This window comes from Candidatus Sordicultor fermentans (genome assembly GCF_012728195.1).
GTDB lineage: Bacteria > Atribacterota > Atribacteria > Atribacterales > Caldatribacteriaceae > Sordicultor > Sordicultor fermentans.
In genome coordinates this window covers 88807-100333 of the sequence record NZ_JAAYFP010000107.1, presented here as the reverse complement: position 1 = coordinate 100333, position 11527 = coordinate 88807, and the positions used below count along the sequence as shown (strand labels likewise).

Genomic DNA, 11527 nt, shown 5'->3' with positions numbered 1-11527 from the left:
TTGGTAGCCATGCTGGTTAGCTTGGATGACCCCAAAAAAGTGGGGCCGGGAATGGCAGTAGCACTACTTACCACTCTCTATGGAGCTGTTATTTCTAATCTGGTTTGTCTACCTATAGCCAATAAATTAAAGCTTAGGAGTAGTGAAGAAGTGTTACTGAAGGAAGTTATTATCGAGGGGATTCTTTCCATTCAAGCAGGAGATAACCCTCGCATTGTGGAGGAAAAACTTAAATCTTTCTTTGCTCCCAGTATTCGAGAAGAATTAGAGCGTGAGAGAGAAGACCTAGGCAGAGTGATTCCTCTAAAAAGAGAAAGCGAGAGCACGAGGTGAATTAGATGCCCCGTAGAAGAGTAGAAGAAGAAGCACCCCCCGGAGCACCTCTGTGGTCTTTGACCTATGGAGACTTTATGTCTCTGTTGCTTTGTTTTTTTATAATGCTTTTTGCTCTTTCCACTATCGATGTGGCCCGGTTTAAGGAGGTAATTTCTTCTATTCAGGGAGCGTTAGGGGTTCTGGAAGGTGGGCCCAGGGTTTTAAATCCTTCTGATATTCCTGTTCCTAAACCCCCTACTCAGATTAGCCCCTCGGGCCTGGTAGAACTGAAACTGGCTGGTCTCATGAAGGAGATTGAGAGGCAATTGATGAAAGAAGGCAACCTTTCCCCGGATAAAGTTAGTTTCAAGATAGATGAACGGGGATTGGTGATTACTTTTCTGGATGCCGTTTTTTTTGATGTTGGTAAAGCGAATTTGAAACCGGGAGTATTTCCCATCCTGGATGCTCTGGCTGATGCTCTAAAGGATGTTAAAAACTCAATCAGAATAGAAGGACATACCTGTGATTTACCCATTCACACTTCTCAGTTTCCTTCTAACTGGGAGCTATCTGCTGCTCGAGCTATTGCTGTGTTACGATATCTGGTGGAGGAAAAAGGGTTACCTCCAGAGCGATTGATGGCCGTGGGTTATGGGGAATATCGGCCTCTGGCTCCCAATGTAGATGAAGAACACCGCCAGAAGAATCGGCGAGTGGAGATAGTTATTTTACGAGATTGAAAGGAGAAGAAACTATGCCTGAAGAAACTGAAGACTTAGAAAAGAAGAAAAGCTTTTCTTTTCAAATGATAATGTTGATTGTTACTCTGGCTCTTTTGGCTTTTATGATTTTTGTCTATCTCCACCAGAGTGGGATGTGGGATAAACTCTTTGCTTCTTCTCCGCAAGAAGCAAAGGCAACTTCTTCTTTTATTTATATTTTTGAGCAAAATTTTCTGGTTAACCTGAGCGATAAAGACATATTGCGTTATCTCAAGATGACTCTGGGAGTAGAAATTTCTGACCAGCGAGTGGTAGAGGAGATCAAAAATAAAACAGTGGAGATTCGAGATGCTATAATTACTTTGGTCAGTGCTCAAACTTCCGAGGACCTTTCTACCACGGAGGGCAAAGAAAAATTGAAGTTGCTTATTGCCGATAGTATCAACAGTTTTTTGACCTCCGGGAAAGTGACTAAAGTCTATTTCGTCGATTTTGTTATGCAGTAGGAGCGAAAAATGAGCGATATACTGTCTCAAGAAGAAATTGATGCTTTGCTCAGAGCTTTAGATTCAGGAAGCCTGGAAGCAGAAGCTATTAAAGAAGAGGGAAAAGAAGGTGGACGCCTCAAGGTTTATGATTTTCGGCGCCCGGAGAAGTTTTCTAAAGACCAGATACGTACTTTTCATATGATTTTTTCGTCTTTAGCACGTTTGACCTCTACCAGTTTAGCTGCTTTTTTGCGTAGCCGATGCCAGGTAGAGTTGGTTTCAGTGGACCAGCTTACTTATGATGAGTTTGTACGTTCGGTTCCTAATCCCACTTTTGTATGCATTTTTTCTCTTCCTCCTTTAGAGGGACGTTGTGTTTTACAGATGAATCTGGATATGGTTTTTCTAATATTAGATCGCTTGTTGGGGGGTTCAGGAAGTACTGTTTTTCATCCTCGTCCTTTAACTGAAATTGAAAATCGGATTATGCTGGAAGTGGCAGAAAGGATCATGGGTGCTTTAAAAGACTCCTGGGCTAATATCCAGGAGGTGGAACCACAAATAGAGGCTCTGGAATCAAGTTTAGAATTTGTCCAGGTAGTTTCTGGTAATGACATGGTGATTCTTTTTACTTTTTCGGTGGAAGTTGGAGAGCGAGAGGGGATGATGACCGTTTGTATTCCCTATCTGGTGGTAGAGCCTATTACTCAGAGGCTGAGCGCCTCTTTATGGTTTGCCAGTCGTAAATCCAACGACCCCCAGGTTCAGGAAAAAGTGAAAAAGAAAATTAATCAGGTTCGCTTGCCGGTGGTGGTAGAACTGGGTAAAGCAACTATAAGTTTGAAGGAGCTTTTGAGTTTGGAGGTAGGGGATGTAGTGGTGTTAGATAAAAGAGTAGGAGAGCCTTTGAATATTCTGGTAGGAAAAAAGGTAAAGATGAAAGGGATGCCAGGAAGGTCGGGTCGGAGATTGGCTATTAAAATTACGGAATTGGAGGAGGAAGAGTGAATGCCAGAAGATACTTTGACTCTTGAGGAGAAAGATGTTATTGGCGAATTGGGAAATATCTCTATGGGGGCGGCGGCTACTGCTCTATCCACTATTTTAGGGCGGAGGGTAGAAATTACTGTTCCTCGGGTGGAAGTGATAAACAAAGAGGAAGTGGCAGACCTTCTTCCGGAGGAACATATTGTAGTTAAGGTTCGTTACCAGGAAGGGCTCGAAGGAGAAAACCTTCTTTTAATAAAAGAAGAAGATGCTCGAATATTGGTGAGTTTAATGATGGGTGGTGGGGACACAGAAGCACCCCTGGGAGAAATGGAGATTAGCGCTTTAGGAGAGGCTATGAACCAGATGATGGGTTCAGCAGCTACTGCTATGTCAGAATTTTTAAGAAGGAAAATTAGCATTTCCCCCCCGGAGATTATCGAACAAGAAGTGCAAGCTATCAAGGAAAAATGGTTAGAAGGACAAGAGGAAGAGTATTTGGTAGAGGTCTTCTTCCATTTAGTAGTAGATGATGCCATAGATAGCAACATGATTCAGCTTTTGCCTCTTTCTTTTTCTCGAGCTATGGTTTCTTCTTTAGCTATCAAACGACAAGAGTCTATCCCCCCAGAAGAAGAAAGTCTGGTAACTGAATCTTCCCCGAAACAAGAAAAAAAAGAAGTTAAAGCTCAGTCAGTGGAGTTTGCTGAATTTAAAAAGAAAGAAGAAACTCCTTCCCGGGTTAATATCCAGCTCATCATGGATGTTAACCTGCCACTTGTGGTGGAGCTGGGTAGAACCCAGCTTTCTATTAGGGAGATTTTAGATTTGGGTCCGGGTTCGATAGTGGAACTGGATAAATTAGCTGGAGAGCCAGCCGATCTTTACATTAACGACGTGTTGTTTGCTCGGGGAGAGGTAGTAGTAATAGAAGAAAATTTTGGAGTTCGAATAACTGAAATTGTGAGCCCGGAAGATAGGATTAAGAATTTAAAGGAAGCTCGAATATAGCGTGAAAAACTTTTATAAATTTCTGGTTTTTCTTAATTTTATGACGATGGCAAGAAGAGAACTTTTTGCTCAGGAAGAAGAGTTGAATTTACCAGAAATTCAGCCTCCTGCTTTTTCTGATGGTGGAGGCAGCATTTTGCGCTTTATAGGTGCTTTCCTGCTTGTGGTGGCTATTCTGTGGGGATTTTATTACTTGATGAAGAAATTAGCCGGCCAAAATCCTCGCTTTTCTTCTTCGCAATATATGAAGCTGGTAGATTTTTTGAATCTTAAACCCAATTTCTCTCTTTATTTAGTGGAAGTAGGAGAGCGGGTGGTTATGATTGCCCAGAGTGGTAATACTATAAGGGAAATTACCGAATTCAGTAAAGATGAGTTAGAAGAAAATGCATCTTTTGAAGGATTTTCCGGCTATCTGGATAGCTGGTTTGGGAGGAAAAAAGAGAAGAAAGATGGCTAAAAAAGCAGTCATTTTAATTTTAGCATCTTTAATTCTTCTTTTTCTTTCTTCTTCAGCGTTTTCTCAAGAACCTCCTCTTGTTTTGCCAAAAATCACTATAGAGGCAGGAGAAGTGGATGAACCTCAAGAGCTGGTTTTGTCTTTAAGAATTCTGCTTCTTCTAACTATTTTAAGCCTGGCACCGGCCATTTTAATTATGGTTACTTCTTTCACTCGCATTGTGGTAGTTTTAGGTTTTGCGCGTAATGCTTTGGGCTCTCCTCAAATTCCTCCCACTGCGGTATTAGTGGGCCTGTCTTTGTTTTTAACCTTTTTTATTATGGCTCCTACTTTCGGTGAGATTCAGGAGAATGCTCTATCTCCTTATCTTGCGGGTAACATCACTCAGGAAGAAGCTCTGGATCGAGGAGTAGATAGTTTGCGAAATTTTATGTTTCGCCAGACTCAGGAAAAAGATCTGGCTCTTTTAGTTTCTTTTACTGACCTTCCCCGTCCCAAAACCAGAAGTGATATTCCTACCCATGTTCTCATCCCTGCTTTTATTTTAAGTGAGTTGAGAGCTGCTTTTACTTTGGGATTTTTAATTTATATTCCCTTTTTGGTCATTGATATGGTAGTAGCCAGTATTTTGATGTCTATGGGAATGATGATGCTTCCTCCGGTTATGATTTCTTTACCCTTTAAGCTACTTCTTTTTGTTTTAGTAGATGGTTGGGATCTGGTCGCTCGGGGGTTGACACTCAGTTTTCGGTGAGAGGAGGAGATAGATTTGAGTGAAGAATTATTGTTAGAGATAGGTAGAGAGACGCTACTTGTAGTTTTAAAGTTAGCTTTGCCTATTCTGGGAGTAACCCTTATAGTGGGAATTCTCGTGAGTATTTTCCAAGCGGTGACTCAAATTCATGAGCTCACCCTGACCTTTGTTCCTAAAATTCTGGCTGCCATTCTCGTAGTGGCACTTTTAGGTTCGTGGATGCTGCGTACTCTTTTAGATTTTACCGGTAATCTTTTCTGGAATTTACCTCTTTTTTTGCGCTAACCCATGAATTTTGCTTTTCTCATTTCTCATTTTCTTACTCTTCTTCTGGTTTGGATGAGACTTTTAGGACTTTTCCTTCTTGCTCCAGTATTTAATAGCCCCCTTATTCCTCTTCTTGCTAAAGTTGGTCTTTCCTTTCTTCTGGCAATAACTTTGCTTCCTTCCCTTACCTCTCAAGATTTTTTTACCTTACTGGATGGTTATTACCTTTTAGCTCTTGTTTCTGAAATTTTGGTGGGGCTGGTATTAGGGTTGTTATCAGGATTGGTTTTTTCCTGCATTGAGATTGCTGGTGAGGTAATAGATTTTCAAATGGGTTTCAGTTATGCTAACGTGGTAGATCCCCTTTCTAATTTAAGATTTTCGGTAATGGGACAGTTTTATTTTTTACTGACTGTAATCTATTACCTGGGTATAGGGGGATACCGTCTTACGTTACAGGGTTTAGTTCGTTCTTTTTCTCTCATTCCCCTCGGTAGTTTTAAGCTTGGCTTAAATGCTCCCGTCTCATTTGTGGGGTTGGTGGGAGAAGTGATGGCTATTGCTCTCGCGCTGGGAGCACCGGTTATTGCCACCCTTTTTTTGTCTAATCTGACTCTAGCCATTATTTCCCGGGCAGTTCCCCAGATGAACGTTTTTATTGTGGGGTTACCTCTCAATATTGGTTTAGGTTTATTTATGAGCTTAATGACTCTTCCTTACTTTTTACCCTATGTCGATGGGGTGATAGACCTTTTTTTGCGCAGTTTTTTCCAGATATTTTCTCCTTAAATTGAGAGGCTACTTTGGCAAGAATTTTTATCCTGAAAATAAGGGGTACAATCATTAAACTCTAAAAAGAGGTGAGGTATGCCTCCTAAGCAGGATAAAACTGAGGAACCCACTCCTCGTCGCCGGGAAGAATTACGTCAAAAGGGGCAGGTTCCTATTAGTGTAGATTTTACGAGTGGTTTGACATTTATTGTGCTTTTTCTTCTGGCAACTTTTATTTTCCCCTCCTTGAGTGGGGAAATGATGAATTTAATGGAAGAAATATGGACGGGAAGCTACTACTTAAGAGAGGTAGACTCTCAATGGGTTTTTCATCTGGCTCGAATTGGGGTAAGTTACTTTGCTCGGGGAGTGCTTCCTTTTGTGGCAGTAGCTGCTGGTTTGGCTTTATTTTTGGGTTTCTTACAGACTGGTTTTGTAGTATCGGGAGAGAGACTCAAACCCAAGTTTGAGCACATTAACCCGGTGCGAGGGTTAGAAAGACTTTTTTCTTTACGTCTTTTAGTGGAAGCTTTGAAAATATCTGTTAAAGTTTTTCTGGGAATAGTACTAGCTTATGTAGTGGTGAAGGATGCCCTACCTCACCTTACTGACCTTATTTATATGGAGCTCCCTGCTGGAATAGAGGTAGTCGGGGAAATAGCGAAAAAACTGGGGCTTTATTTGGGGGGTTTATTTTTGGGAGTGGGATTTTTTGATTTTTTTTATCAACGTTTTGAATACGAGAGAAGTATAAAAATGACCAGAGAAGAACTGAAAGAAGAATATCGAAGAACCGAAGGAGACCCGATAGTAAAATCCCATATCCGGCGCCGTCAGCGGGAAATAGCCCGGCGGAGGATGATGCAAGAAATTCCTAAAGCTCAGGTGGTGGTAACTAACCCCACTCATATTGCTTGTGCCCTTCGCTATGAGCGAGGTAAGATGAGAGCACCAGTCCTGGTGGCCAAAGGGCAGAGGTTGATAGCGGAAAAAATCAAAGAAGTTGCTCAAGAAAACGGAATTCCCATAGTGGAAAATAAAAAAGTAGCCCGGGAGCTCTATAAGCACTGTGAAATAGGGCAAGAAATTCCCAGCTTTCTATATCGGGCAGTGGCAGAAATATTAGCCTTTGTTTATCAGCTAAAAGCCACTTATGGAGGAAGAAGAAGTGAATGAAGTTCTGGCTAAAACCTTAGAAAAAGGCCTCAAGAATAGCGACTTTCTTTTTGCTTTTCTCTTTATTCTTATCATCTTGATGATGGTTATACCTCTACCTCCTGCGGTTATAGATTTTCTTTTAAGTTGCAACATCGCTCTGTCGGTTATGATTCTTCTTACCACGACTTATATTACTAACCCTTTGCAATTTTCAGTGTTTCCCTCTCTTTTGCTTTTTGCCACTTTGTTTCGTCTGGCTTTAAATGTTTCTACCACTCGTTTAATTCTTTTACAAGGATACGCGGGTAAATTGATCGCTGCCTTTGGTGGGTTTGTGGTAGGAGGAAACTATGTAGTAGGCTTCATAATTTTCTTGATTCTGGTGATCATTCAATTTGTAGTTATCACTAACGGAGCAGGTCGTATTGCTGAGGTGGCGGCTCGTTTTACTCTAGACGCTATGCCTGGAAAGCAGATGAGCATCGATGCTGACTTAAATGCCGGGCTCATAGATGAGGTAGAAGCACGACGAAGGAGGCGAGAAATAGAGCGACAGGCTGACTTTTACGGGGCTATGGATGGAGCTAGCAAATTTGTAAGAGGAGATGCTATTGCTGGTTTAATTATTACCCTGGTGAACTTTTTAGGAGGAATCATAGTGGGAAGCTTGCAGCGAGGATTGAGTATTCAAGAGGCACTTTCTGTTTATGCCTTGCTAACCGTGGGAGATGGGTTGGTAGCTCAAATTCCTGCTCTTTTAATCTCTACCGCCAGCGGTTTGATCGTTACTCGTGCTGCTTCAGAAGATAATTTAGGTCAAGAGGTGACCCGAGAATTAATCCAGGTTCCCCGGGTAGTACTCCTTTCTGCTGTTTTACTTTTGGTTCTGGGTTTAATTCCCGGTTTACCTAAATTACCTTTTTTCCTTCTGGCTTCGATTGCCTTTGTTTTTTATTATGTGCAGGAAAAGGAAGGAAAAAAGGCAGAAGAGTCTGTTGCTTTACCGGAGAAAAAAGAAGAATTGCCTCGCAGTCCAGAAGAAATATTGAAACTTATAGAAGTAGATCCTATAGAACTGGAAATAGGTTATGGATTAGTACCTCTCGTAGATGCCTCAGCGGGGGGTACACTTTTAGAACGAATAACTCAAATGAGAATTAATATGGCTCGAGAAAAGGGATTTGTGGTTCCTCCTATCAGGGTTAGAGACGATTTGCGCCTCCGTCCTAATGAGTATATAATAAAAATTCGAGGAGTAGAAGTGGGAAGGGGAGAAATAATGCCTCGTCATTATTTGGCCATTAGTCCACCGGGAGAAGAGGTTGAGATTCAGGGAGTTCCCACCAGAGAGCCAGCTTTCAATCTTCCAGCTTACTGGGTAAGTGAGGTAAACAAAGAGGAAGCAGAAATGGCTGGATTTACCCTAGTAGACCCGGAATCAGTTCTCATTACTCATCTCTCAGAAGTGATCAAGGCTAATGCTCCTTCTCTATTGACCCGACAAGATGTGCAAATGCTAATTGATCAGGTAAAAAAAGTGAATCAAGCGGTGGTGGAGGAATTGATTCCTCAGACAATGTCTATAGGAGAAGTGCAAAAAGTTTTACAAAACCTATTAGCTGAAGGAGTGCCTATTCGAGACCTTTCTCTTATTCTTGAAACTCTCGCTGATTATGCTCCCCAGGCAAGAAATATAGAGGATTTAACCGAAATGGTGAGAAGAAAACTGGGTAGAAGCATAGTAAAACAATATCTGGAAGAAGACGGAAAGCTTCATATTCTCACTTTAGATGCCAGCTTAGAAGATTTATTGCAACGAGCTTTGCAGGGGGAGGAAACTTTAGAGCCTGATTTCTTCCGTTCTTTTTTAGAACACTTGAGTCAAAGTGTGGAACGGATGGTAGGTTTGGGACATTTCCCAATTTTGGCTACAACTGGTAAAATTAGGAAGGGTCTTCGTGACCTCGTCAGTGGTTATTTACCTCAGGTGGTGGTGTTGGCATTTGAGGAGATTCCCAGAGATGTGGAAGTAAAAGTGGAGGGAATTATAAGGATGTGAAGTCGGGAAATATGGAAATCTCTCGGGTTTTTCGGCCTAATCGAAGAGTAAGTTTAGGAATAAAGAGGAAAAATGAAAAAGGAGAAGAAGTAGTCTCTTATTATCCCAGTCGTATTGAGCTGGTTAGAGAAGAAGAATTTTGGGTGGCTGCCCCTCAAGAAAAAGGTGTTTTGGTTCCGATAGGAGTAGGAGAGAAACTATCTGTTTATATTCTGGGAGAGAAGGAGATTTTTCATTTTGAGGGGGAGGCCAAAAGTCGGCTGAAAAAAGAGAATATGGCATTCCTCATTTTGAATTTACCTCGGGAGGTAGAAAGAGAACAGAGAAGAAATTATGTAAGAATAGATGTCGTTCAACCACTCTTAATTAAAAAAGACGGTAAATCTTTTTTCGGCTATACCAAAAACCTGAGTGGAGGAGGAATGTTAGCTTCATTTAGCGGGGAGAGAGTTTTTCTGGAGGTAGGAGAGGAAATAGTATTTTCCCTTTCTCTTCCCGATATAAATATCATTGGTAAAGCCGAAGTAGCGAGAAAAGATGATCCTTATTCTTATGCTTTCCAGTTTGTGGAAATAACCGACCAGGACAGAGAAGAAATTATCCGTTATATTTTTAAACAGCAGATAGAACTAAGGAAGAAAGGACTTTTGCTACATGAAAACAATCAAAGTTATGGTGGTAGATGATTCAAGCTTTATGCGTAAGGTAGTTAGTGATTTATTGAATTCTGACCCGGAAATTGAGGTGATAGCTACCGCTCGGGATGGATTAGATGCCTGGGATAAGCTGAGAAATTTAGATCCTGATGTTATTCTCCTAGATGTAGAAATGCCCCGTTTGGATGGTTTGGCACTGCTCGAGAAAATTTTTGAGGAGCGTCCTCGGCGGGTAGTGATGCTCAGTGCTTTGACTCAAGAGGGAAGTGAAATCACCATGCAAGCTTTAGATAAGGGGGCACTGGACTTTATTCCCAAGCCATCCGGGAGTATATCCTTAGATATCGAGAAAAAAAAGGAAGAAATAATTGCTAAAGTTAAATCGGCAAGTGCTATTCCCCTCTCTCAAGTGGAGAAGTTTGCCACTCAAGACCGGGGAAGAAAAAAAATTTCTGTTCGGAAAAAAGAGGGAGAAGAATGCCCTTGTTTAGTATTTGTAGCTGCCTCTACCGGGGGTCCCAGGGTTTTGCATACTCTTGTTAATAACCTTTCTCCTTTGAAAAAAAGTGGAATGTTGATAGTTCAACACATGCCTAGTGGTTTTACTAAAAGCCTAGCAGAAAGACTAAATAATTCTGCTCCTTTTCCCATCAAAGAAGCAGATAACAAAGATAAATTGGTTATTAATCGGGCTCTCCTTGCTCCGGGGGGAAAACATCTTTTAGTAGATGAGAAAAAGGAGGTTAGTCTCAGTGATGACCCTCCAGTAAAAGGTTTGAAGCCTTGTGCTGATATTACCCTTCTTTCAGCAGTAAATGTCTTTGGAGGGGAGAATATTTTAGCTGTGGTTCTGACTGGAATGGGAAAAGATACCCTCGAGGGTTGCCGGGTTCTCAAAAAAAAGGGAGGGACAGTTATTGCTCAAGATGAGTCGACTTCTCTTATTTTTGGTATGCCCCGGGCGGTAATAGAAGAAGGATTGGCCGATAAAGTACTACCTTTACAGGATATTCCTCCGGCAATTTTGGAGTGGGATTCCAATAGGAAGAAAAGCTAAATGTTGAAGAAAGAAGATATCCAATATTTGCGAGATAAAGTGTTAGAAAAGACAGGGATTGACCTTGCTTACTATAAGGAAAAACAACTGCAAAGGCGTCTTCCTTTTATTATGAGTAGAGCTGGAGCCCAAAATGTGGAAGAATACGTTGAGCTTTTAGATAAAGATCCCCAGGTTTTAGAAGATTTCAAAAATCGTTTTGCTATCAATGTTTCGGAGTTTTTTCGTAATCCCGAGCGATATGAAGACTTGAAAAACAAAATTCTACCAGAACTTATGAAAGGGACGGGTTTAGTTTTAAAAATATGGAGTGCAGGATGTTCTGTGGGAAGTGAACCCTATTCTTTAGCTATGATATTAGAGGAAATGCCTCATCATAAACCTTATCGCATCTGGGCTACTGATATAGACGAGGATGCTTTATATAAAGCTAAAGAGGGTGTGTATTCTGAGGACTTTATCTGTAGTGTCCCTCCCTTGTATCTTGAAAAATATTTTCAGCCTCTGGGAGAGGGAAAATACGCTGTTGTTCCTCGTCTGAAGCGAAGAATCGTGTTTGAAAAACATGATCTTTTGCAAGATGAGGTAAAAGAAACTTTCGCTTTGGTGGTGTGTCGCAATGTGGTTATTTACTTTGAGGATGAGGCTAAGAGAATGGCCTTTGAGAAAATGAGTAACGCTTTACAAGAAGGAGGGTATTTATGGATAGGAAGCACCGAACGGATTGCTGACCCCTCCTCTTTAGGATTGCGCTATGTTTTGCCTTTTTTTTACCAGAAAGGTAGGTGAGTGCATGTGGGAATTTCTTTTGAAAAATTG

General features: G+C 41.3%; 14 protein-coding genes. All 14 read left to right on the top strand.

Translation table 11 applies throughout. The features are described 5' to 3' along the window. A partial coding sequence (locus GXZ17_RS05530; RefSeq protein ID WP_409376289.1) for a motility protein A occupies positions 1 to 333 on the top strand: 333 nt, incomplete at its 5' end. 5 nt (positions 334 to 338) lie between these two features. Then, positions 339 to 1058, top strand: a complete 720-nt coding sequence (locus GXZ17_RS05525; protein ID WP_409376288.1) for an OmpA family protein — start codon at positions 339 to 341, stop codon at positions 1056 to 1058. A gap of 14 nt (positions 1059 to 1072) precedes the next feature. Then, complete coding sequence (gene fliL / locus GXZ17_RS05520) at positions 1073 to 1546, top strand: flagellar basal body-associated protein FliL (RefSeq protein WP_409376287.1); 474 nt, start codon at positions 1073 to 1075, stop codon at positions 1544 to 1546. Between the two features lie 9 nt (positions 1547 to 1555). Then, complete coding sequence (gene fliM / locus GXZ17_RS05515; RefSeq protein ID WP_409376286.1) at positions 1556 to 2536, top strand: flagellar motor switch protein FliM; 981 nt, start codon at positions 1556 to 1558, stop codon at positions 2534 to 2536. Continuing rightward, the gene (gene fliY, locus GXZ17_RS05510) at positions 2537 to 3526 is read left to right on the top strand and encodes a flagellar motor switch phosphatase FliY (RefSeq protein ID WP_409376285.1); all 990 of its coding nucleotides are present in this window, start codon (positions 2537 to 2539) and stop codon (positions 3524 to 3526) included. 1 nt (position 3527) lies between these two features. Then, on the top strand, positions 3528 to 3986 hold the full coding sequence (locus GXZ17_RS05505; RefSeq protein ID WP_409376284.1) for a FliO/MopB family protein: 459 nt from the start codon (positions 3528 to 3530) through the stop codon (positions 3984 to 3986). After that, on the top strand, positions 3913 to 4740 hold the full coding sequence (fliP, locus tag GXZ17_RS05500) for a flagellar type III secretion system pore protein FliP (protein WP_409376283.1): 828 nt from the start codon (positions 3913 to 3915) through the stop codon (positions 4738 to 4740). Before GXZ17_RS05505 ends, fliP begins: the two co-directional genes overlap by 74 nt. Before the next feature lie 15 nt (positions 4741 to 4755). After that, positions 4756 to 5025 carry a flagellar biosynthesis protein FliQ gene (fliQ, locus tag GXZ17_RS05495; RefSeq protein ID WP_409376282.1) on the top strand — a complete coding sequence of 90 codons (270 nt, stop codon included), beginning with the start codon at positions 4756 to 4758 and terminating at the stop codon, positions 5023 to 5025. A 3-nt stretch (positions 5026 to 5028) separates the two neighbouring features. After that, positions 5029 to 5796, top strand: a complete 768-nt coding sequence (gene fliR, locus GXZ17_RS05490; RefSeq protein ID WP_409376281.1) for a flagellar biosynthetic protein FliR — start codon at positions 5029 to 5031, stop codon at positions 5794 to 5796. Positions 5797 to 5874: 78 nt separating this feature from the next. Further along, positions 5875 to 6954, top strand: coding sequence for a flagellar biosynthesis protein FlhB (gene flhB, locus GXZ17_RS05485; protein WP_409376280.1), 1080 nt, complete (start codon positions 5875 to 5877; stop codon positions 6952 to 6954). Beyond that, a complete protein-coding gene (gene flhA / locus GXZ17_RS05480) occupies positions 6947 to 8995 on the top strand; it encodes a flagellar biosynthesis protein FlhA (RefSeq protein ID WP_409376279.1) in 2049 nt (682 codons plus the stop codon). The genes flhB and flhA overlap by 8 nt, the downstream gene beginning before the upstream one ends. A gap of 11 nt (positions 8996 to 9006) precedes the next feature. Continuing rightward, a complete protein-coding gene (locus tag GXZ17_RS05475; RefSeq protein WP_409376278.1) occupies positions 9007 to 9681 on the top strand; it encodes a flagellar brake protein in 675 nt (224 codons plus the stop codon). After that, positions 9650 to 10708: a chemotaxis response regulator protein-glutamate methylesterase gene (locus GXZ17_RS05470; protein ID WP_409376277.1), complete on the top strand. Its 1059-nt coding sequence runs from the start codon at positions 9650 to 9652 to the stop codon at positions 10706 to 10708. The genes GXZ17_RS05475 and GXZ17_RS05470 overlap by 32 nt, the downstream gene beginning before the upstream one ends. Then, positions 10709 to 11497, top strand: a complete 789-nt coding sequence (locus tag GXZ17_RS05465; RefSeq protein ID WP_409376276.1) for a CheR family methyltransferase — start codon at positions 10709 to 10711, stop codon at positions 11495 to 11497. Positions 11498 to 11527: the final 30 nt, after the last annotated feature.

What these genes read in the sequence shown, in the direction of transcription:
- GXZ17_RS05525 (WP_409376288.1), top strand. Translation starts at nt 339, where the DNA reads ATGCCCCGTAGAAGAGTAGAAGAAGAAGCACCCCCCGGAGCACCTCTG.
- fliL (WP_409376287.1), top strand. Translation starts at nt 1,073, where the DNA reads ATGCCTGAAGAAACTGAAGACTTAGAAAAGAAGAAAAGCTTTTCTTTT.
- fliM (WP_409376286.1), top strand. Translation starts at nt 1,556, where the DNA reads ATGAGCGATATACTGTCTCAAGAAGAAATTGATGCTTTGCTCAGAGCT.
- fliY (WP_409376285.1), top strand. Translation starts at nt 2,537, where the DNA reads ATGCCAGAAGATACTTTGACTCTTGAGGAGAAAGATGTTATTGGCGAA.
- fliP (WP_409376283.1), top strand. Translation starts at nt 3,913, where the DNA reads ATGCATCTTTTGAAGGATTTTCCGGCTATCTGGATAGCTGGTTTGGGA.
- fliR (WP_409376281.1), top strand. Translation starts at nt 5,029, where the DNA reads ATGAATTTTGCTTTTCTCATTTCTCATTTTCTTACTCTTCTTCTGGTT.
- flhB (WP_409376280.1), top strand. Translation starts at nt 5,875, where the DNA reads ATGCCTCCTAAGCAGGATAAAACTGAGGAACCCACTCCTCGTCGCCGG.
- GXZ17_RS05475 (WP_409376278.1), top strand. Translation starts at nt 9,007, where the DNA reads ATGGAAATCTCTCGGGTTTTTCGGCCTAATCGAAGAGTAAGTTTAGGA.
- GXZ17_RS05470 (WP_409376277.1), top strand. Translation starts at nt 9,650, where the DNA reads ATGAAAACAATCAAAGTTATGGTGGTAGATGATTCAAGCTTTATGCGT.
- GXZ17_RS05465 (WP_409376276.1), top strand. Translation starts at nt 10,709, where the DNA reads ATGTTGAAGAAAGAAGATATCCAATATTTGCGAGATAAAGTGTTAGAA.